This is a genomic window from Polaromonas aquatica (assembly GCF_042659145.1).
Lineage (GTDB): Bacteria > Pseudomonadota > Gammaproteobacteria > Burkholderiales > Burkholderiaceae_C > Polaromonas > Polaromonas aquatica.
The window spans coordinates 24,544-44,174 of record NZ_JBHSRS010000012.1 but is presented as its reverse complement, the minus strand read 5'-3'; the positions used below and the strand labels follow the sequence as shown (position 1 = coordinate 44,174).

Here is a 19,631-nt window from a genome sequence, read left to right as displayed (position 1 = left end):
GGAACGGAAGCCGCGCCAAAACCCCAGCAGTATCAAACTGCGATCGCGCGTGTGGCGCAGCAAGGCCGGTTGGTCGCCGGAGCGCTGGGCATTGCCGATGGCGGTATCGAGCCACTGGTCGACCTGCTGGAGCATCGCCAGTTCCAGGGGCCGCGCGCGCTTTTCTGGCACCGCGTGAATCGAGCGAATGCCTTTGAGGACCTGGCGCACCAGGGCCGACTTGGTCGGGTCCGCAAAACCTTGGTCGGTATGCCAGCGGGACAGCGCGGCCAGCCGCTGGCGCAGCGTGTTGATTGACAAGGTAGGCGCGTGATCGGCCAGGTAGCGGGAGATGGCGTCGGCGGTGGAAGGCAGCAGGCCTTTCCATTCGATTTCAAAATGGCGTATAGCCGAAGCGTAGCTGCGGCGCGTGTTGTCGCGCTCGGCAGCCTCAATGTACTGGGCAAGACGGGTCATGTCATTGACGTTATGGGTGCTCTTTGCGTGATCTGAAGGCGGAGGTACTGGACACCGCAATAAGCGCTGCAGGAGGTTTCCAGCGAGAGTACACGATTTGTAAACTCTCGGAATGTCCGTTCAGCAATCGGCAGACCTAGTTCGCCTAGCGACGCAGAACTACTCAGGAGCGCGATGAAGATATTCAAAGTCCTTCGCGGCTGGGCCTCGAAACTAAAACGAGACGGCGTGACGCTATGGTTCGTCTGTAAACATCCTGAGACGCCCTGGTATGCCAAGGCCCTAGGTCTCTTTGTAGTGGCCTACGCGCTCAGTCCGATCGATTTAATCCCGGACTTTATTCCGGTGCTCGGCTATTTGGACGACGTTTTGTTGTTGCCGGGGTTGATCTGGCTGGCAATACGGCTGACGCCTGCTGAGGTATTGACGGACTGCCGGCAGCAAGGCGATGCATGGATGGCGCAGGAAAACATCAAGCCGCGCAGCCTGTGGGGTGCTGCATTGGTTCTCGTTGTGTGGATCGGTGCGGGATGGGGCATATGGATGTGGCTTGCGCGCTGAAGGCTCTTATCAAACGCCTAAAACGTCTGAGTTAAACTGCACGGGTCCACTGGAACACATGACGAATTGCCGGTGGGTGCCTCTAATGCACCGTTTTATCTTCTTGCTATTTCTCGCCATGACATTTCTTCAGCCTGCCGTTTCGGGCATGCCGAGGTTTGCCGCCCAATCAGATGTGGCGTTGTCAGCGGAGGTGAAAGCCGGTAATTCAAACTTCTCGCAAGGAAAGGCGAGTCACGCCAACACCTGCTTTTCGCATATCGAAGCGTTCCCCGCGGGTGCGCCAGCCGGATGTAACGCGGGCCAGCCCTGCAGCTTGTGCAATGTCTGCCAGGTATGCCATCAGGCGGCCATGACTGAAAGCCAGCCACCGGCCCCAGGTCACATCTCAATTCGCCCGTCTTTCCCCTCAGTAGCATCCGGCTACTTCAGCGCAGAACGCGCACAAAGCTTCAAGCCGCCGATTCTTTAATTCCGTGCCCGGAGTGCCTGTGAAACCAGGCGCTCCTCACATTGGCCCTGCATCCTGCTGAGGGCTGGAATTGTTGAATTTTTGAGCTTGAACAATGCCCTACATCAACCCGCCGCTCACTGGCAGCTCCCCCCGCAGTACGGTCGGTCCACGCCTCGCGGGCTACTGGATCGCCCTGATACTGCTTTTAGCGGATCAAGCCGCCAAGTACTGGGTGCATGAATACACGCCATACGCTTGGAGTTTGCCCGTCACAGGCAACTTCAATCTGGTGCATGTCTGGAACTATGGCGCCGCCTTCAGCTTCCTGGCTGATGCGGGCGGCTGGCAGCGCTTCTTCATTGGCGGGATCGCATTGGTCGTTTCAACCTGGTTGATTTTCATGCTGCGAAAGCCGCTCCCCAAATTCGAGCTTCTGGGGTACGCGATGGTTCTGGGAGGCGCGCTGAGCAACGGCCTGGACCGGGCGTTGCGAGGCTATGTTGTGGACTTTCTCGATTTCCATGCGCTGGGCTGGCACTGGCCAGCTTTCAACTTCGCAGACATGGCCATTGTTTGCGGTGCGGCACTCCTGGTCTTCGCATCATGGCGGCACAGGCCGACGGTGAAGCCGGCATGACATCCTCATCCTTTACCTCAGAGCGGCAATGGAAGTTGTTGACGGTGAGCTGGCTGGTTGCGCTCGTCTCCACACTCGGTGCGCTGTTCTTCAGTGAAGTCATGGAGCTTGAACCCTGCGTGCTCTGCTGGTATCAGCGTATCGCCATGTTTCCGCTGGTTTTGATTCTTGGCGCCGGCGCCTACACACAGGACGCCAGCAGCGTGAAGTACGGCTTGCCGCTGGCGTTCACCGGCTGGCTTGTTGCCTTTTATCACTGCCTGCTCTACGGTGGATTCATTCCGGCGGCCATGCAGCCTTGCAGTAAAGGCGTGTCCTGCTCGGAGCAAAAACTTGAGCTGGTCGGCTTCATCACTATCCCACTTCTCTCGCTTCTTGCTTTTTCCATCATCGTGTTGCTGCTGCTCGCAGCAAAGAAAGACCCTAAAAAATGACCAACAAACAACTCACTATCATTCTCTGCGGGATCGTCGTTTTACTCGGATTTTCGTTTGGCATATACGGCCACTTCAACAAAAAATCCGAGTCAATTGCCCGCCTTGCGCAAGAGAACAGTTCGGTTTTCAATCGCGCGCACGCGCCTACCTACGGCCCCCGGGACGCCAAGGTCCGTATCGTTGAGTTCTTTGATCCAGCCTGCGAGACCTGCAGAGCCTTCTACCCGCTAGTCAAGCGCATCGTCGATGGCCACCAGGGGAAAGTGCAGTTGGTGGTGCGCCTTGTGCCGTTCCACAAAGGCTCTGATGTCGCCGCAAAAATCCTCATCGCCGCGCATAAGCAAAATCTGTTCTTTCCCGTGACGGAGGTGGTGCTGAACTCCCAAGACTCTTGGGCCGCGCATAACCAGCCCAATCCGGAGCGGATCTGGACATTCTTGAAAGGCACCAGCCTGGACGCGGCGAAGGCCAAACAAGATGCTGATTCACCGGAAGCTCAGGCGCTGCTTGAGCAGGATCTTGCTGACGCCAGCACTCTTCAGGTTACTAAGACGCCTGGCTTCTTTGTCAATGGGCGTCCCTTGAAGGAGTTCGGCCATGAGCAACTCAAAGCCCTAGTGGATGAGGAGGTCAAACGTGCGTATCCCTAACAGAGGCATAGGGGTCAAACAGTCTCGTTTCGGTCGGCGAGAATTTCTGTATGCCGGAAGCATGGTCCTTGCGGCGGGCGTTCTGGCCTCATGCACGGATAAGGAAACGCCTGTTGAAAGAAAATTCAAGAGCGTCGATCTGACCGGTGCGGACTATGCCAAGGACTTTGCGCTCACCTACCATCATGGCCAAGCCAGAACTTTGAAGGATTTCCGCGGGAAGATCGTGGTCGTCTTCTTCGGTTTTACCCAATGCCCTGACGTTTGTCCCACGACGATGGCCGAGTTGTCTGAGGTCAAGCGGCTTCTGGGGCCAGACGCCGGAAAATTACAGGCAATATTCATCAGTGTGGATCCGGAGCGCGACACGCCGCTGCTCTTGGAAGCCTATATGAGGAATTTTGACCCGACCTTCCTGGCCATGCGGCCGAGTCCCGAGGAACTGGCTGCGGTGGCCAGCCATTTCAAGATTTACTATAAAAAGGTGGACGGCAGCAAGCCTGGCCTCTATTCGATGGATCACACCGCCGGCACCTTCGTTTTTGACCCGCAAGGCCGTATCAGGCTCTACGGGAGGTATGGCAGCGGCGCCCAGCCTCTCGCCCAGGATATTCAGCTTCTCCTTAAAGGGGCGTGATGATATGCCTGCAATGACGCATCTACCAATGGCATGGGCCTTATGCGTCGCAGCGTTTCTATTGCTCGTGACTGGCCCCGCATGGAGCAGCGGCGCCAAGCCGCGAAATCAAGCGCCCGCCGATCCTGCGAAGTCTGCGAATCAGGATGGCAAAGCGGAGGCCAGGCTCGTGGAGGTATACCGCCTGATAGGAACGAGTAACAGCCACGCAGCCCTGAGTAGCGCGCAAGCACTGGTTAAAGATTACCCAAACTTCCAGCTGGCGCAGCTCGTTTATGGTGATTTGCTCACCGCTCACAATCGCCCCGTACGCGCACTGGGGGAATTTGCGGGCGACCTGCCTCCCGATGCGACGTCCAGGTTGCAGGAATTGCGTGAGGAATCCCGGCTGCGCCTTCTCGCACTCAAGGAACGCCCGCCCAAGGATGCCGTCCCAACCCAGCTCCTGTCGCTATCGCCACGCAACAAGCACGCGATTGCCGTCGATGTTTCAAGGTCACGGCTCTATTTGTTTGAAAACGGGGCCAATGGGCCGCGACTTTTGGCGGACTACTACATCTCTGTCGGCAAGGCCGGGGTAGACAAGAAAATTGAAGGCGATCAACGCACGCCGTTGGGCATTTACTTCATTACCAGCAACCTCGACCCCAAGAGCCTTAAGGACCTCTACGGTTCCGGCGCGTTGCCTATCAACTACCCCAATGCACTTGATATCCGCAGGGGAAGAAGCGGCAGCGGCATTTGGCTGCATGGCACGCCTTCTAACCAATTCAGCCGCGCGCCCCATGCGACCGATGGCTGTGTCGCCGTCGCGAATCCCGATCTGGACCGGATTATCCGTACCGTGGAGATACGTACAACACCGGTTGTGATCTCGCGCAATCTGAAGTGGGTCGCGCCCCAGAGCATGAGTTTGGAGAAAACCCGGTTCGAGGAAGTGCTGCAGTCATGGGTCAAAGCGAAATCGGCGGGAGAGTTCGTGCAGTTCAGCGGTTTCTACGCGGAAGATTTCACCGCGGATGAAAAGACCCTGGCAATCCACAGCACGCTAAAAAAGACAAGTTCCGCTGCGGCCCGAGCGAGAAGCATCAAGCTAAGCGACATCTCATTGCTGCAATGGGCCGAAGAGTCGGGATTGGTGGTCGCCACGTTTGGCGAAGTCATCGCCGGCGAGAAGTCTGGACGAACCATTCGTCAGTACTGGGAGCGCCGAAAAGCTCAATGGAAGATTGTTTATGAAGGTGTCGTAGGGTAATTCGGGCGCTGCATCTTGCCAGCAATCACTTTGGCCCGCGCGCTGTAAATCAAGCTTTCACTTTTCGGGTCTATTGGAGGGTCGGCCGTGATTCCTGAAAATTTCGCCGAATCGAAGCTAACTCATTGATATTTCAGGAAAATTTGATCTTGTAGTCGATGGGCTCGACAGCCCGTCCGAGATCCAGCGTGTAGTCCCCGAACCGGTTGATGTGGCTGGTCCGGTAAGGCGACAAGGCCTTCAGCACCGGTTCACCCACCGGATACCCCTGGCTTTGCAGTTCCTTGAGCTTGCGCGACATCCACTGCACGTTGTGCAGGATCACCATGTTGGCCACGAGCTGGCTGTAACAGTGCGTAATTTGAGGGTGCCGAGTGAACACCGTCCGCACTATTTGGTGGCCGGCTCAGTAGCTTAATGCGGACGGCCGCGACCTTAACGTCTAACGCTTGCCGCCGACCACCGCAGCCAGCTTGAAGAAGACGTCGGCGTTATCCATCACGCCGGAGAGGCGATGGGCCCCACGGCCGTAAGCCGACAGCGGCACGTCGGTGGCGGTGTGCACCGCCTGGTCGCCGGGCACCTGGCCGGTGATCATGAAGCCGGTCTTGGCATTACGCACGTTGGGGTTGTCGGGATAGGTGCTCAGCGGCGCCTTCCCCACGAAGGGCTGCTGGGAGTCCTGTGTCGGCGTGGTGTTGGCAAGCCAGGTCTCGTAGCGATCGGCGTTGGCGCCGTAGCCAATCAGCATCTTGTAGTCCACGTCGGTGCTGCTCGGGTAGCCGTCCGCTTCCATGGTGTACTTGGGGAACTTCGCGGCCTGGTAGGTGCCCACGACGGCGTCGCGCTGGGCGGCAAGCCCGGGAGCGCTGGTGGCGTCGCGCAAGGCGGAGACCGGCTTGGTGGAGGCGCCGATGATCGACGCGCCGGAGCATTCGTGATCGGCGGTGACGATGACGATGGTGTCGGGGTGGCTGGCGGCGAAATCCTTGGCGACCAGCACCGCGCGATCGAATTCGATGACTTCCAGCAGCCAGCGGTCGGTGTCCATCAGGTGGGACTGCTTGTCGATAGAAGCGCCCTCGATCATGGCCACGAAACCGTTTTTGTTCTTTGCCAGCACCTGCAGCGCGGCCCCGGTCATCTCGTCGAGCATGGGTTGGTCGGGAAAACCGTAGTCATCCACGATGGTGGAGGCGCCGCGGCGCTTGTTGATCTTGTCGAAGGCAACGTTCATGTTGGAGTAGGCAAACAGGCCCAGCAGCTTGTCAGGGCCGCCCTTGCTGGCCATGGCCGTCTTCAGCGCCGCGCCGTCGTGGGCGTAGGCGAAGCCGCTGCCCTGGAAGTCGGCCAGCAGATCGCGCGATGCGTCCTTTTTGCCGGGTGAGGCTTTCCAGCCGGCAACGACGTCGGCGGGCAGGACATAGTCGGTGCGGTCGTCGCGCTGAGAGCCGTTCATCGGCTGGCCGCTACGCGAGCCGTCGGCCTTGAGGGCGTCGCCGTTGGGCAGGAACCACTTGCGGCCGCCGCCCATCAGTACCGACAAGCCGGTAAGGTGACGATCGTCGAGGAACTGATCGACGATGCCTGTGCCGTTCCCGCGATTGCTGGTGTGCACGGCCATCGAGGCTGGCGTGGCGTCGAAAATGTCGGCCGTGGTGACAATGCCAAGCGCCTTGCCTTGTGTGCGGTGCAGATATTCGGAGAGGTATTCAATGCGCGGGTTGTCGAAGGCGTCGGCGGTGTCGTCCGGCCACACGCCCTCCTGGTTGTTGGACGACTTGTTACCGGTCACGTAGTTGGACATGCCGGGCGAGGAGTCCGTCACGATGGCGTCGAGGGAGGAGGTCATCACCATGCCGGTGTAGGGAAAACTGTCCATGGCCAGCAGGCCCTTGGCCTTGCCCTGCGCGTAGCCACGGCCGATGATGCGGGCGGCCGTGCGGTGGGTGGCGCCCATGCCGTCGCCGAGCATGATGATGATGTTCTTGGCCGGGCGACCGTCGCGCTCCAGCGCCACGACTTCGAAGTTACCCTCGGCCGTCACCGTCTGGCCGTCGCTTTGCGTGGCCCGCACCGCCAGGCGGTGCACGCCCGTCTTGAGCGTGGAGAAGGCACGCTGCGAGACGACGGCGGCGTTCACGTCCTTTGGCAGCGTCAGGCCGGTGGTCACCACACTGGTGGTGTCGGGCGCGGGCCGTGTGGCGACGCCGTCGACCGAGAACTGGAAATCCTTGAGCGTGGCGCCGGCATCCAGGCGCACCGTGGCCTGCAGGTCGAAACGCTGGCCCGGCAGGAAGCGGGCGATGTAGGGCGGGTTGGGGTTGCCCGAAGCGAACAGCTCGCTCGGCGGCGTCAGGCGAGAGACCGCAGGTGCCGCCAATGCGCCTGCGCTGCCGGCGCCAAGAAGCATGGCCGCCAAGAGGCGGCGGGAAAGGCCGAAATAATTAGACATGAGATGCTCCAGAAGGTCGAATCGGTTAATGAGATGTGGGCAGCGGCGCCTGGGCGGCCTGCGCATGGAACGGGCGGCCGGCCTGCGGCGCCTCGATCCGTACAGGCTCGCCGTCGAGCCGCAGGCGGACAAACGAAATGCGGCCGTCGGCCTCGGGCTGTGCGCCGATTTCCAGCATGCCTCGCACGCTGAGAAGCCCCGGGATGTAGGCGACCTTGCCGGCATTCGCGGGCGCGCCGGGCGGGATATGCACATAGAGGACGCTCGCCGGCAGGTCGTCCGCGAAGCTTTCGTCTTCGTCGCCCAGGGTGACAGGCAATGGCGAGAGCACAAAAATTCCCGGCACTGCCGTGTCGCCATCCTGATGGGCCATGTAACCCACCATGCGCACCGGGCGGCCGTTCATGGCTGTCAACAGGGCACTGGCTTCCAGGCCCCGTGGACCGATGGGGCGCTTGAAGAAGTCGGCAAAGCGCAGGTCACTGTAGGCCACGCTGCCGGCCGTGCCGGCTGCCGCTTGGGTGGAAGGCACCGTGTCGGCGCCGAAAACCAGGTGCGGCATGGCCGCACCCGTCAGCAACCCCGCGGTTGCCATCACTGCATATGTCCGGCGCATGAAATGCTCCCTTTGTTGGCGTAGGGGACCGCGTCGGCGATCCTTTTTTTTGTTGACCCCCCGACGCTAGGCAATCAATGTTTCAGGGGTGTGACATGCGCTTTATTGCAAGCCTACTGTCACAGTGTTCCGACGGCTGCAGCCATGCCGCTTGTCTTCACCCGCCCGCCCGAGATGATAGGCTCCAGGCAGCTCCGCGCCGTGGGCGGCCGCGCCATGGCCGTCACCTCTCTAGCGTAGTGCAGAACTGGAGCAAATACCTGTGCGACGCCACCATGGGCACTACCGATCTTTGTCCGCCTCAAGCATCGCTGCACGATGCTTGAGTTCGAGGGAAAAAGATACCGGCTCAGGGAAGCGGCACAGCACCTGGCTGTGAAGGGAGAGACAAGCGACTGACACGAGCGCTTCCATCCATCGTGGCTAAGACACCCGCCACAGGATAAGCCTGTGGGCGGCGCCGCGCGAGTGCATGACTTACCCACCGCTTCCCGGCCGTCACTTTGGCCTGACGCTCCTCGCTTGCCGAACAGCTGCTCAAGAAAAAGACCGCCAATCCCGTGGCCCTGCCTGGAGCAGTTTGAGGTGGCCGAGCAACAGCATCGTCGCGTCTCGCCGGGCTCATTCGGCTCTCGCGCTAAGACGCGGCAGCTAACTCCTAGTTTTTAGCACTCTGCTTTGGTCCGCGTGAACTCTCAGGCGGTTTGCGGTAGCCCACCGAATGCACGCTGTGGCCGGCAGCCGCCTTGCTCAGGGAGACACTCTTCAGTCCATCCAGAATTCCGCATTCAGCGGCCACTCCGTCGCATTGATCCCGAAGCGACTTAAGTTCCTTATGCAACTCCTTGAGATCACGAATGCGCCGAGACACATGGTCAATGTGTTCTTCCAGCACGTCGTTGATCGCTTGGCAGTTTTCTCTCGGCGCGTCCTGGAACCTGAGCAAAGCACGGATTTCCTCCAGCGTCATGTCCAGCGAGCGGCAGTGCCGGATGAAGGCGAGCCGCTCAAGGTGCTCACGCCCGTAGAGGCGGAAGTTTCCCTTGCTGCGAGGAGGCTTCCCCAATAAGCCCTCGTGCTCGTAAAAGCGGATGGTTTCCGTCTGCGTTTGAGTTGCTTTCGCGAGTTCGCCAATCTTCATGGGGAGGTCCTTCCAAGCTCGAAATGTAGAGCCAAACCTTAAGGTCATTGTAGAGTTTGGTGTCGCCAGTGGCAGCGCCGATGAAACTGGCTTGTTCATCGCAATATCCGTGCAATCACCGCGGCGACCGCCGCGACAAAGGCCACGACGCTCGGGAGGGCAGTCAAGGCCATGCCGAACGCGCGCGCGCCCGCGCCGCCCGGGTATCCGCGCAGGAACGCCACGCGGCCCACGGCGAAGAGAACCGCGGATGCGGCAACAAACGGCATTGCCTGGCCCCTCAGCAGCAGAAGGACGGCCAGCAGCAAGATGATCGTGACCGTGGCCTGCTCCAGCGTGTTCTGCAGGAAGGCCGCATAAACCGCGATCCGCAGGCTCGGCTGACCGTAGGCCGAGCCGCGAATGTCCTGCGCGGAGAGCCGCCGGCCGCGCGAGACCAGGCCGATTCCGACCATGATCCACAGGACGATGAACAGGCTGGCACCCGCCCCGAACGTCAATGCCGAATCGAGGTCGTCCGGGAAGTGCAGCAAGCGCGGTAGAAACAGGTAGGCAAGCCCGTACATCACTGCACAGACGACAGCCGCGGCGCCGCTGCGCCAATGCACCTTGCGCTGCTCTTGTCGAAGCTCGTCTTCCGTCAATTGGTAGGGTGTCATTGCCATCACTTCACCCGCGCGCCCGACAGCGCCTGCAGAGCCTCGACGATCTGAGGGCTGTCCCATTCCGCGGTTCCGCTCATGCGGCCCAGTTCACGGCCTTGCCGGTCCAGCAGCAAGGTTGTAGGCACGCTGACCGCCTTGAGCGTGAAGATCGCGGTCGCATCCGCGTCTAGATAAACGGCCAGGTGCTTGATTCCCACAGACGCATAGAAGGACTTGACTTGGTCCAATGCCTTGGCACCTGCGTCCATGGAGAGCGCGACGACCTGGAATTTGCCACCACCGAGCTGCGCCTGCAGACGGTCCAAGGAAGGCATTTCCTGGCGGCACGGCGGGCACCATGTGGCCCAGATGTTCAGCAGGACCACCTTGCCCCTGAAACTCGAGAGATCGACCGGCCGCCCCGTGCCATCGAGCACTCTCAGGTCCGGCAGCGGGACAGGCTGCGCGCGCATCACGAGCGGCAGAGCGCTCGCGCTGGCGCTTCCGGCCGGCCGATTGGAGTGGAGGTATGCGAACAGGCCCAGCCCGGCCGCAGCCGGCAGGCCCAGCGCAAGCATCCAGCGCCGGCGGCGATTGCCCGTGGATTCATCAACCTGGGCCTGCATCAAGCACCACCCAGAAGCAGCTTGGCATCGGCGGCCAGTGCCTCGGCTCCAACGCCATACCGCGCATACAGCCGCAGTCGGCCACGCGGGTCATAGACGAAGCTGGCCGCCGTATGGTCCACCGTGTACGAGCTGGGTGACTGCCCCGGGCTCCTTCGGATGTGGAGCTTGAATTCTTTTGCCAACTGTTGAAGCTGGCCCGGGTCTGGCCGCATCGCTACGAAGGCGGGATCGAAATTTTCCATGTAGGTCTTCAGCACTTGCGAGGTGTCGCGCTCCGGGTCCACGGTCACGAAGATTGCCTTCAGCCTGGCCCCGTCCGGGCCCATCAGCTTCCTGGCCTGCACAATTTCGGTCAATGTGGTCGGGCAGACGTCCGGGCACTGCGTGAAACCGAAGAAGACGATGGCAACTTCGCCGTTGAAGTCCTTGAGGCTGCGCGTCACGCCATTGTGATCGGGCAAGAGGAAGTCGCCCGCATAGCCCGCTCCGGTGATGTCGATCAGCTTGAAGGAGCTGCCTACGGGATAGGACTTGGACTGCACAAGAAGTACGGTCGGCGTGGCGAGCAGCATGAAGATCCCGACGACCAGCGCGACGCGCTTGCGCTCCACCTTCGCGTCCTGCGGCCCGCTCGACATTCGGCGAAGCTTGCGAGCGTTGGAGCTGCTCATGCCTTCTCCTGCGCCTGCGGTTGCCTCGAAGCGATGAAGGATGCAATCACCAGGCAAGCCGCGCCCAAGGTGATGGCAATGTCTGCCGCATTGAATGCTGGCCAGTGCCATCCGGTGAGGTGAAAATCCAGGTAGTCGATGACCTGGCCGCGCAGGGCACGATCGAAGGCATTTCCCAGCGCGCCTCCCAGGATCAGACTGAAGGCCAGCGATTCGCTGCGCCGGCGAGTTTGCCGCAACATCCAGATCAACCAAGCGGAAGCCGCGATCGCGATGGCCAGAAAGAACCAGCGCTGCCATCCGCCGGCGCCGGCGAGGAAGCTGAAGGCTGCCCCCGGGTTCAGCACATGGACCAAATTGAAAAACGGCGTCACCGGATAGGACCAGCCCAGGGGGGTGGCGACGTCGACGGTGGTTTTGGCGGCCTGGTCGGCGGCGAAGACCGCAAACGCGAGCGAGTACCAGGGCAGAGTACGGTGAGCTTGCATGTTCATTTGTTGGGAGTCAGGTCGGCCGGAGCTTCCAGGCTCAGGTCGGGAGACGGACGCAACGCGTCCTCCACCTGTTGGTCGGTGAGCGTCGCCGCCGCCGGCGGTGTGCTGGCGATCCCGGGAAATGCCACGAGGATGGCCACCATCAGCATCTGCAGCAGCAGGAAGGGGATCGCGCCAAGGTAGATGTCGGAGGTGCGAACCGCACGTGGCGCTACGCTGCGCAGGTTGTAGAGCGCAATGCCGAACGGCGGATGCATAAACGAGGTCTGCAGAACCATCGCGACCATCACGGTGAACCAGACCATGTCGACGCCGAGCTTGCGCGCCACGGGTGCAATCAGCGGCACGACGATGAAGGCGATTTCGAAAAAGTCGAGAAAGAAACCCAGCAGGAAGATACCGACGCACGCGAACAGCAGAAATGGCAGCTGTCCGTGCGGCAGATGGCCGAAGAGTTGTTCGATCCAGAGCTTCCCGTTGAAACCGCGAAACACGAGCATGAAGAAGGAAGCACCGAGCAGCAGGAAGATCACGCTGGAGCACAGCACACCGGTATTCGTGAGCGCCTCGGCCAGCCGCTGGCCGCTCAGGCGACGCTTGGCCAGCCCGATCAGCAACGCCGCGCAGACGCCCACCGCGCCGCCTTCGGTCGGGGTGGCGACGCCAAAGAAGATCGACGCCAGAACGGCCAAGATGAGCACCAAGGGTGCGCCAGCCGCCACAGCGACCTCCTTCCACGCGCTCACGGATGCGGCGGCGGCCTGCCCCAAGGGCGGCGCCAAAGCGGGGCGCCATCGGGTTGCAGCGACCACGTATACCAGGTAAAGCCCGACCAGCATCGCGCTGGGCAGCAGGGCCGCGTGGAATATCTCCGCCAGCGGTACCTCCACCTGCTCAGCCAGCACGATGAGCACCAGGCTCGGCGGCAGCATCTGCGCCAGCGTGCCCGCGGCGGCGATGGTGCCGGTGGCGAGCTTGGGCTCGTAACCGGCCTTGAGCATCGTTGGCAGCGCGATCAGGCCCATGGCGATGACGGAAGCCGAAACGAATCCGGTAATGGCGGACAGCAAGGAGCCCACAACAAGCGTCGCCACTAGTAAACCGCCCGGCTGCTTGCGGAACAGGCGGCCGAGGGCCAGTAGCATGTCCTCGGCGATACCGGTGCGCTCCAGGATCAGGCCCATCAGCACGAACATGGGTACCGCGAGGAAGTTGTCGCTGTTGAAGACGCCCTGCACCCGCAGCGGCATGTTCAGCAGAAAGGGGGCCGTGAACTGGCCGGTGAGAACGCCTGCGATGCCAAACACCGCCGCGACCGCCGCCAGCGAGAACGCGACGGGGAACCCGGCCAGCAGCACGACCACCAGCGCGCCGAACATGACGGGCGCCATGAGCTCGGGACTCATGGACGCGCCCCTTGCTGCACGGTTTGGGCGACGCGTCGTGCCGGCGTCGCGCCAGCCAGAAAGGCAAAGCAGCGCACGGCTTCGGCGACGCTCTGTGCGCCGAGCGAGAAAAATCCCAAGGGAATCATCCCCTTCATGATCCACGCAGGAAAAGTGCTCAGGCTTTCACGGCTGGCGCGGGTCTCGCCGCTGGCCAAAGCCCTCGTGAAATCCGGCACGGTGACCCAAACCGCGACGAAACAAAGCGGCAACAGCACCACGAGAATTCCTGCCAGATCCAGCCAGGCCGTGCCTCGTGGCCCCAGCGATCCCGAGAAAACATCGATGCGCACATGCTCATCGCGCTGCAGCGTGTAGGCAGCCATCAGCAACACCACTGCCGCGAAGAAGTGCGGCTGCACGTCGTACATGGTCGAGGAGGCCACGCCCAGCAGCTTGCGGCTGAACACGTTGCCGGCGATGAGGACCGCGTTGGCCAGCAGTCCCCAGCGCACCAAAAATGCCATCTGGCGATTGACAGTGTCGATGCAGGCCGCAAGGCGCAGGGCCGCGGCAAACCCGGACGTCATCGCGCGGCCCGCCACCGGTCAGTTGCTCGCTTCAACGACGCGGCCCAGCCATGGGTCGCCACGACGCAAACGCCGCCGAGCAGAAAGCCAGCGACAACATCCGCCGGAAAATGCGCACCCAGTGCCACGCGGGACCATCCAATGGCTGCCGCAAAAGCGAGCAGAAGCAGCCGGAACGGCCAAGACCCCAAAGGCCAGAGGCAGGCGACGACGGCTGCGGTGTAGACAGCGTGGCCGCTGGGAAATGCATAAAGGCTGTCGGGTGCGCCAAGCATCCAGGCCATATCGTTGGCATAGAGGTCCGATGGGCGCGGCATGGCAAACGCGGCTTTAGCCGTCCAGGCCAGAAGCATGGCGAGCAGGACGCCGACCCCGAAACGAAACGGTGCCAGCGCCGCAGGTTCGGAACGCTTGACGGCCCGCCAGCTCAGCAAAAGCAGGCCCATCAGTGGCGCACCCCAATAGCTGCCGAGTGCGGAGAACGAACGAGCCAGAACGATCCAGTCCGCCGACACGGATCGGTTGATCCACAGCATCATTTGGGCATTGAGGCCGCCCCAGTCGTATATCCAGTGCCGCAGCAGTCCCATTTCGCCAGCGCCTGTTGCCATCAGGCCGTGCGGATTTTCAGCAGCCGAAGGCCGTTGAACACCACGAGCAAGCTCGCTCCCATGTCCGCGAAAACGGCCATCCACAGGGTCGCGGTGCCCGTTAGTGCCAGCACCACGAACACTGCCTTGATGCCCAGCGCCAGTACGATATTCTGCTTGAGGATCGCCCCCGTCTTTCGGCTCAGGCGGATGAACTGCGGGATCTTGCGCAGGTCGTCGTCCATCAACGCGACGTCGGCCGTCTCGATCGCGGTGTCGGTACCCGCCGCTCCCATCGCGAAGCCGATGCTGGACTTGGCGAGCGCCGGTGCATCGTTGATGCCGTCGCCGACCATGCCCACGGTGCCGTGTTCGGCCAGTTCGGCGTCGATTGCCTTGAGTTTGTCGTCCGGCATAAGTCCGCCGCGCGCGTCGTCGATGCCCACGTCGCGCGCGATCACGCTGGCCGTCTGCTGGTTGTCGCCGGTCAGCATGACCGTGCGCACCCCCAGGGCGTGCAGTTCGCGGATCGCCTCACGGCTGGAATCGCGGACGGTGTCTGCCACCCCGATAACGGCCAAAGCCTCATTTTGGCTGGCGATGGCGATGGCGGTCTTGCCTTCCCCCTCGAGCTTCTTTAGCGCGGCTTCCGCGGGCGCGCTGCCGATCCTGAGTTCCTGCAGGAGCCTGTGGCTGCCGAGGTAGTACCAATGCCCGCCCACGCGGCCCTTGACGCCGCGTCCGGTGAGCGACTCGAAATCGTCCACCTCCGCCAGCGCCTCGCCGCTCTTGTCACGCCAGTGCGCGGCTACCGCGCCGGAAACCGGATGGTCGGAACGGGCGGCCAGGCTGGCCGCCAGGCGCAAAGCCTCGCCTTCGTCGGGTCCGATGCGCACGACGTCGGTGACGACTGGCTTGCCTTGCGTGATGGTGCCCGTCTTGTCCAGGGCAAGCGATCGGAGCTGGCGGCCTTGTTCGAGATAAGCGCCTCCCTTAATCAGGATCCCGCGCCGCGCCGCCGCGGCAAGGCCGCTCACCACTGTTACAGGCGTGGAGATGACCAAGGCGCAGGGGCACGCGATCACCAGCAGCACCAGTGCCTTGTAGATCCAGTCCATCCAGGCGCCGCCAAGGAAAAGGGGTGGTCCCAGCAGGACCGCGAATGCCACCGCAAAGACTGCCGGGGTATAGACCTTGGCGAACTCGTCGACAAAGCGCTGGGTGGGCGCGCGGCTGCCCTGGGCCTCTTCAACCGCCTTGATGATGCGCGCCAGCGTGGAGTGCGTGGCCTCGGCCGTCACGCGATAGACGAAGGAGCCGGTTTCGTTGACCGTTCCGGCGAACACCGTATCGCCAGCGGCTTTGGCCACCGGGATGCTCTCACCCGTGATCGGGGCCTGGTTGACCGCCGACTGGCCGCTCTCCAGCACGCCATCCAGCGGGATGCGTTCGCCCGGCCGGATGCGAACGAGCTGGCCCACGGCCACGGTCTTGGCAGGCACCTCCAGCCAGTTGCCATCAGGTTGCCGCACAGTGGCTTGTTCCGGCGCCATTGCCAGCAGGCCCCGGATCGCGTTGCGGGCGCGGTCCAGCGAAAGCACCTCGATCACCTCGGCCAGGGCGAACAGGAACATCACCATCGCCGCTTCGGGCCACTGGCCGATGAGGATCGCACCGGTCACCGCGATCGACATCAGCGCATTCATGTTGAGGACACCGCTCTTGAGCGCCAGCCAGCCCTTCTTGTAAGTGGGCCAGCCGCCGGTGGCGATGGACACCAGCGCAAGGACGATCACCGGCCAGGCGGAGTCATTGCCCGTGCTGAAGGCGATAGCTTCGGCCACGCCGGCGCTCACGCCGGCCACGGCCATCAAGCCCCACTGCCGTTTGCTAACCGAGGGTTTCGATGATTCCTCGACGCCGGCGTCGGCTGCATCGGGCACGGCCTTCATGCCGATCGAGTGCAAGGCGGACTCCAGGTCGGCGGCAGGAACGGTGTGCGAGACCGTCAGCTTGCGCTGCATCAGGTTGAAGTCCAGGGACTGGACCCCCGGCATATGCTGCAGCTTCTCGCGGATCAAGCCCTCCTCTGTCGGGCAGTCCATGTTCTCGATCCGATAGACGCTGCGCTGCGCCCCGCCGGGGCCAGAGGCAACCGCTTCCGCTGGAGGCAATCCGATGTCCTTCAGCGCGCTGACGATCGTCTCGGTCGATGGCAAGGTGTGCCGCACGGTCAACTTTCGCTGCATCAAGTTGAAGTCGAGATCGTCGACCCCCGCGAGCGAACCCAGCCGCTTGCGGATCATGCCCTCTTCCGTGGGGCAGTCCATCTTTTCAATGCGGAACGTGTCGGTGCGCATGGCCGCGCCTGCGGAGGCGCCAGGCGTTGGCGTCGGTAGCTGCGCATCCGCAGGCGGCATGCCAATCTCCGTCAGGGCTTGGACAACCGCGGCCGTGTCCGGCAACTGGTGGACAACGGTCAGCAGGCGCTGCGGCAGGTCGAATTCCAGGTCCTGAATGCCGGCCATGCCTTGCAAGCGCTCGCGCACCTGCCGCTCCTCATTACGGCAATCCATCTTCGGCACATGGAAGGTGGATCGGACTGAGACCTCAACTGATTGATGCGGCGCCGCGGGCATGCCCAAGGCCGCGAGCGCATCGACGAGCGCAACCGAATCGGGCAAGCGGTGTTCGATTGTCAGGACACGCTGCGCAAGGTCGAAGCGCAAGTCCTCGACGCCGGCCATCTGTCCCAGGCGCTCACGGATCTGCGCGACCTCGTTCTTGCAGTCCATGCGCGGAACGTGGAAAGCTTCCGTGCGCACTGCTTCTTGCCCTGCGGGCGGCAATCCGAGCTCCACGAGCGCCGCGGTCACAGGGGAGACGTCGTCAAGCCGGTGCGTCACGGTCAGTCGATGCTGCTGCAGGTCGAACACCAACGCGTCAACCCCCGCAATCTGGCCCAAGCGCTGCCGGATCTGGCGCTCTTCGCTCGGGCAATCCATCTTCTCGATGTAGAAGGCGGTGTCGGTCGCCGGCCGTCCCGAGCCCACCAAAGGCTGGCGGGCCAGCGATTCGCATGCGGCCGTACCGCACGATTTTGTACTGCTGGAATCCATCGTTTGACTCTCTATGGTTTTTGGTGAAAGTACGATACACCTTGTAGTCGCTGTAGAGTCAAGCTTTTTCCGCAACCCCTTTGCTAGCGCGGCTTTCAGCTAATCGGCGGCCACAGCCGTCTGAAGGGCCACTCCCTACAGTCCGGCTGCCGAAGGCCCCGCCCTTCAGCAGCGAAGGCCGCGGGTAAGATCAGCTGCCGAGCCAATCCTGCGCCGTAAAGGGAAACACAAAAAATGAGAAAGTTTCTTGTCCTGCTTGCGATCGCGATAACCGCGATAGTCCCTGCTGCCGTCTTCAGGATCAGCGGATGGCGCCCTAACGCCGTGGTCGACACGGCTGTGTTCGGTCTCGCCGTGCTGGCGGCGGGGTTCATGCTCTCATGGGGCGCCGAAGCCGCGGAGAAGCGCATTTCACAAGGCCTGATACTGGCTCTTGTCGCGCTCATCACAGTCTTGCCTGAGTACGCCGTCGATTTGTACTACGCCTATCAAGCTGGCAAGGCGCCGGAGTCGAATTATGTGCACTATGCCGCCGCCAACATGACAGGCGCCAACCGGCTGCTGGTCGGCGTGGCGTGGCCTCTGATGGTGTTCCTTCATTGGTGGCGCACCCGCAAGCGCACCATCGAGCTGGCAAGCGTGAACGTGCTGGAGGTCGGTTTCCTGCTGGTGGCCAGCGTCTACGCATTTTTGATCGTCCTGAAGAACCGCATCGATCTGTTTGACACGGTCATTTTGGTCCTGGTTTTCGGCACCTACCTTTGGCTCACGAGCCGGCTGCCAAAAGTGGAAACCGAGTTGGAAGCCGACGATGAGCCTGGCCCTGCCGCAGCGCTGTCGGAGCTCTCTGCGCGCAAGCAATGGGCGTGGATGGCCGGGCTCGCGATCGTCGCCGCGGGCGTAATTCTGGCGGCGGCCGAGCCGTTCGCCGAATCCATCGTCGCCTCCGGGCGGATCCTCGGCATCGACGAGTTTCTTCTGATCCAATGGCTGGCGCCGCTGGCGAGCGAGGCACCGGCCGTGGTCATCGCAGTTCTCTTTGTTCTGTCCGGGCGTGCCGAGGGTGGACTCACGACCATGATCAGCGACAAAATCAACCAGTGGACCCTACTAGTGGGCATGCTGCCGCTGGCGATGAGTGTGGGCGCCGGTGCGCTCACCTCGCTGCCGCTGGATGCGCGGCAGCACGAGGAGTTCTTCCTGACTGCGGCCCAGTCGCTGTTCGGGGTGGCCCTGTTGCTGAGGTTGCGCTTGAGCGTGCTGTCCGCAGTTGTGCTTGCCGCCCTTTTTTCAATGCAAGTCATTCTCGCGTTCGTCTATCGAGAGGATGCCGCCAGGGCGATCGGCTCGCTAACCATGCTCGGGTGGCTGTACCTGGGGCTCGCCGCGATCTTGTTCGTAGCCTCCGGCCCGGCCGCCTGGCGGGCGGTGAAAAAACTGGAGGCCACGATTCATGGGCACGATCCTCTAGGCGCGGCGCGCCGGGGGTCGGGGCCTGATCAAACTTAGAGGCGTCAATGCAAACAACTGTACCTACGAATCAACGAGTGAGGACGCTTGCAACCCAAGCTACGGAGTTCAAGCAAAGTAGCGACAATTGCTCGGGCCAAAGCGAATCCTGGAGCGAGCTAAATTTCGACACGTTTGCTCAGATGTTTGTTGAAGAATGCGTCAGCGTAATTGAGCAACACTGCCTAGGAGTTGATCGGCGTCCGATCAACGTCGATTCGATGAGGATGGCCCTGCGTGCTCATTTTGGAACTCAATAATCACACTCTGTGGCGACGCGGTTGACGACCTGCCAGACGTAAGCCTTGACACACGACAATCATCTTGGTGGCTAGATCGCGTAAGCGCGCGGGGTGTTTGGCTCACGGCGACCTTCCCGGGGGGCCGAAGATCAATGTTCGCACGGCGGGCACGAGAGTCGGCAACTAATGCGGTCAGTGTGCTTCGGCGCCTGAAACAGGCTAGTCGGCAGAAATTGCCAAGTAGGCGTCGTGGTTCGCACGGCACACGTCCACGCGCCCGTTCAACCCGAAATGGCGCCGCCCAAATACCAGCTCGCATCTCGCAGCGGCAACCGACGGTGTGAATTCGGTGTGCACAGCTGGCAACGTACAGCGAGCTTAAGCACGGAAATTGAGTCACCTGTCTTCACGGCTCGCCACGTCCCATATGCGTCAGCACGTGCGCGTTTGCTGCAACGC

At 61.9% G+C, this 19,631-nt stretch carries 18 protein-coding genes and 4 pseudogenes; 8 read left to right on the top strand and 14 right to left on the bottom strand.

The annotated features are described in order from the left end of the window. Nucleotides 1-456, bottom strand: a pseudogene (locus tag ACFQND_RS04130) (Tn3 family resolvase); the annotation flags it as partial. Between the two features lie 174 nt (nt 457-630). Between ACFQND_RS04130 and ACFQND_RS04125 the strand changes: the two are divergent. The 6 genes from ACFQND_RS04125 to ACFQND_RS04100 all read left to right on the top strand — a co-directional run bounded on the left by ACFQND_RS04125 (nt 631) and on the right by ACFQND_RS04100 (nt 5,087). After that, complete coding sequence (locus tag ACFQND_RS04125; protein WP_371437629.1) at nt 631-1,017, top strand: YkvA family protein; 387 nt, start codon at nt 631-633, stop codon at nt 1,015-1,017. 566 nt (nt 1,018-1,583) lie between these two features. Then, entirely contained in the window at nt 1,584-2,108 is a 525-nt protein-coding gene (lspA, locus tag ACFQND_RS04120) for a signal peptidase II (protein WP_371437630.1), read from the top strand. Next, entirely contained in the window at nt 2,075-2,542 is a 468-nt protein-coding gene (locus ACFQND_RS04115; RefSeq protein WP_371437631.1) for a disulfide bond formation protein B, read from the top strand. The genes lspA (ACFQND_RS04120) and ACFQND_RS04115 overlap by 34 nt, the downstream gene beginning before the upstream one ends. Next, complete coding sequence (locus ACFQND_RS04110) at nt 2,539-3,195, top strand: DsbA family protein (RefSeq protein ID WP_371437632.1); 657 nt, start codon at nt 2,539-2,541, stop codon at nt 3,193-3,195. Before ACFQND_RS04115 ends, ACFQND_RS04110 begins: the two co-directional genes overlap by 4 nt. 61 nt (nt 3,196-3,256) lie before the next feature. Next, complete coding sequence (locus ACFQND_RS04105) at nt 3,257-3,832, top strand: SCO family protein (RefSeq protein ID WP_371437635.1); 576 nt, start codon at nt 3,257-3,259, stop codon at nt 3,830-3,832. Between the two features lie 13 nt (nt 3,833-3,845). Then, entirely contained in the window at nt 3,846-5,087 is a 1,242-nt protein-coding gene (locus tag ACFQND_RS04100; protein WP_377412431.1) for a L,D-transpeptidase family protein, read from the top strand. Nucleotides 5,088-5,220: 133 nt separating this feature from the next. On the opposite strand, the pseudogene ACFQND_RS04095 reads toward ACFQND_RS04100, so the two are convergent. From ACFQND_RS04095 to ACFQND_RS04085, 3 genes and pseudogenes are all read right to left on the bottom strand, one after another. Continuing rightward, nucleotides 5,221-5,436 (bottom strand): annotated as a pseudogene (locus ACFQND_RS04095) (Tn3 family transposase); the annotation flags it as partial. Nucleotides 5,437-5,529: 93 nt separating this feature from the next. After that, nucleotides 5,530-7,542, bottom strand: coding sequence for an alkaline phosphatase (locus ACFQND_RS04090; protein WP_377412428.1), 2,013 nt, complete (start codon nt 7,540-7,542; stop codon nt 5,530-5,532). A gap of 25 nt (nt 7,543-7,567) precedes the next feature. Further along, the gene (locus ACFQND_RS04085; RefSeq protein WP_371438869.1) at nt 7,568-8,158 is read right to left on the bottom strand and encodes a hypothetical protein; all 591 of its coding nucleotides are present in this window, start codon (nt 8,156-8,158) and stop codon (nt 7,568-7,570) included. A 236-nt stretch (nt 8,159-8,394) separates the two neighbouring features. Here ACFQND_RS04085 and ACFQND_RS27285 point away from each other — a divergent pair. Then, nucleotides 8,395-8,557: pseudogene (locus ACFQND_RS27285) on the top strand (ATP-binding protein); the annotation flags it as partial. 259 nt (nt 8,558-8,816) lie between these two features. Here ACFQND_RS27285 and cadR read toward each other — a convergent pair. The 10 genes and pseudogenes from cadR to ACFQND_RS27280 all read right to left on the bottom strand — a co-directional run. Beyond that, on the bottom strand, nt 8,817-9,299 hold the full coding sequence (gene cadR / locus ACFQND_RS04080; RefSeq protein WP_377412425.1) for a Cd(II)/Pb(II)-responsive transcriptional regulator: 483 nt from the start codon (nt 9,297-9,299) through the stop codon (nt 8,817-8,819). A 95-nt stretch (nt 9,300-9,394) separates the two neighbouring features. Next, on the bottom strand, nt 9,395-9,958 hold the full coding sequence (locus ACFQND_RS04075; protein WP_371438867.1) for an MAPEG family protein: 564 nt from the start codon (nt 9,956-9,958) through the stop codon (nt 9,395-9,397). Between the two features lie 5 nt (nt 9,959-9,963). Beyond that, entirely contained in the window at nt 9,964-10,569 is a 606-nt protein-coding gene (locus ACFQND_RS04070) for a TlpA family protein disulfide reductase (protein WP_371438866.1), read from the bottom strand. Next, nucleotides 10,569-11,243, bottom strand: a complete 675-nt coding sequence (locus ACFQND_RS04065) for an SCO family protein (protein ID WP_377412422.1) — start codon at nt 11,241-11,243, stop codon at nt 10,569-10,571. Before ACFQND_RS04065 ends, ACFQND_RS04070 begins: the two co-directional genes overlap by 1 nt. Continuing rightward, nucleotides 11,240-11,737: a signal peptidase II gene (gene lspA / locus ACFQND_RS04060; RefSeq protein WP_377412419.1), complete on the bottom strand. Its 498-nt coding sequence runs from the start codon at nt 11,735-11,737 to the stop codon at nt 11,240-11,242. Before lspA (ACFQND_RS04060) ends, ACFQND_RS04065 begins: the two co-directional genes overlap by 4 nt. Continuing rightward, nucleotides 11,734-13,143 (bottom strand): TRAP transporter large permease, encoded by a 1,410-nt coding sequence (locus tag ACFQND_RS04055; RefSeq protein ID WP_377412416.1) that lies wholly within the window; start codon nt 13,141-13,143, stop codon nt 11,734-11,736. The genes lspA (ACFQND_RS04060) and ACFQND_RS04055 overlap by 4 nt, the downstream gene beginning before the upstream one ends. Continuing rightward, a complete protein-coding gene (locus tag ACFQND_RS04050) occupies nt 13,140-13,727 on the bottom strand; it encodes a TRAP transporter small permease subunit (protein WP_377412413.1) in 588 nt (195 codons plus the stop codon). Before ACFQND_RS04050 ends, ACFQND_RS04055 begins: the two co-directional genes overlap by 4 nt. Continuing rightward, nucleotides 13,709-14,323: a phosphatase PAP2 family protein gene (locus ACFQND_RS04045; RefSeq protein WP_377412410.1), complete on the bottom strand. Its 615-nt coding sequence runs from the start codon at nt 14,321-14,323 to the stop codon at nt 13,709-13,711. Before ACFQND_RS04045 ends, ACFQND_RS04050 begins: the two co-directional genes overlap by 19 nt. After that, a complete protein-coding gene (locus ACFQND_RS04040; RefSeq protein WP_449301347.1) occupies nt 14,323-17,097 on the bottom strand; it encodes a heavy metal translocating P-type ATPase in 2,775 nt (924 codons plus the stop codon). The genes ACFQND_RS04045 and ACFQND_RS04040 overlap by 1 nt, the downstream gene beginning before the upstream one ends. Nucleotides 17,098-17,190: 93 nt before the next feature. Further along, nucleotides 17,191-17,421, bottom strand: a pseudogene (locus tag ACFQND_RS27280) (cation transporter); the annotation flags it as partial. Nucleotides 17,422-17,655: 234 nt separating this feature from the next. Between ACFQND_RS27280 and ACFQND_RS04035 the strand changes: the two are divergent. Beyond that, nucleotides 17,656-18,930, top strand: a complete 1,275-nt coding sequence (locus tag ACFQND_RS04035; protein WP_371438859.1) for a sodium:proton exchanger — start codon at nt 17,656-17,658, stop codon at nt 18,928-18,930. Nucleotides 18,931-19,631: the final 701 nt, after the last annotated feature.

What these genes read in the sequence shown, in the direction of transcription:
- ACFQND_RS04035 (WP_371438859.1), top strand. Translation starts at nt 17,656, where the DNA reads ATGAGAAAGTTTCTTGTCCTGCTTGCGATCGCGATAACCGCGATAGTC.
- lspA (WP_377412419.1), bottom strand. Translation starts at nt 11,737, where the DNA reads ATGAACATGCAAGCTCACCGTACTCTGCCCTGGTACTCGCTCGCGTTT.
- ACFQND_RS04055 (WP_377412416.1), bottom strand. Translation starts at nt 13,143, where the DNA reads ATGAGTCCCGAGCTCATGGCGCCCGTCATGTTCGGCGCGCTGGTGGTC.
- ACFQND_RS04040 (WP_449301347.1), bottom strand. Translation starts at nt 17,097, where the DNA reads ATGGACTGCAAGAACGAGGTCGCGCAGATCCGTGAGCGCCTGGGACAG.
- ACFQND_RS04110 (WP_371437632.1), top strand. Translation starts at nt 2,539, where the DNA reads ATGACCAACAAACAACTCACTATCATTCTCTGCGGGATCGTCGTTTTA.
- lspA (WP_371437630.1), top strand. Translation starts at nt 1,584, where the DNA reads ATGCCCTACATCAACCCGCCGCTCACTGGCAGCTCCCCCCGCAGTACG.
- ACFQND_RS04045 (WP_377412410.1), bottom strand. Translation starts at nt 14,323, where the DNA reads ATGGCAACAGGCGCTGGCGAAATGGGACTGCTGCGGCACTGGATATAC.
- cadR (WP_377412425.1), bottom strand. Translation starts at nt 9,299, where the DNA reads ATGAAGATTGGCGAACTCGCGAAAGCAACTCAAACGCAGACGGAAACC.
- ACFQND_RS04115 (WP_371437631.1), top strand. Translation starts at nt 2,075, where the DNA reads ATGGCGGCACAGGCCGACGGTGAAGCCGGCATGACATCCTCATCCTTT.
- ACFQND_RS04065 (WP_377412422.1), bottom strand. Translation starts at nt 11,243, where the DNA reads ATGAGCAGCTCCAACGCTCGCAAGCTTCGCCGAATGTCGAGCGGGCCG.
- ACFQND_RS04105 (WP_371437635.1), top strand. Translation starts at nt 3,257, where the DNA reads ATGGTCCTTGCGGCGGGCGTTCTGGCCTCATGCACGGATAAGGAAACG.
- ACFQND_RS04085 (WP_371438869.1), bottom strand. Translation starts at nt 8,158, where the DNA reads ATGCGCCGGACATATGCAGTGATGGCAACCGCGGGGTTGCTGACGGGT.
- ACFQND_RS04125 (WP_371437629.1), top strand. Translation starts at nt 631, where the DNA reads ATGAAGATATTCAAAGTCCTTCGCGGCTGGGCCTCGAAACTAAAACGA.
- ACFQND_RS04070 (WP_371438866.1), bottom strand. Translation starts at nt 10,569, where the DNA reads ATGCAGGCCCAGGTTGATGAATCCACGGGCAATCGCCGCCGGCGCTGG.
- ACFQND_RS04100 (WP_377412431.1), top strand. Translation starts at nt 3,846, where the DNA reads ATGACGCATCTACCAATGGCATGGGCCTTATGCGTCGCAGCGTTTCTA.
- ACFQND_RS04090 (WP_377412428.1), bottom strand. Translation starts at nt 7,542, where the DNA reads ATGTCTAATTATTTCGGCCTTTCCCGCCGCCTCTTGGCGGCCATGCTT.
- ACFQND_RS04075 (WP_371438867.1), bottom strand. Translation starts at nt 9,958, where the DNA reads ATGACACCCTACCAATTGACGGAAGACGAGCTTCGACAAGAGCAGCGC.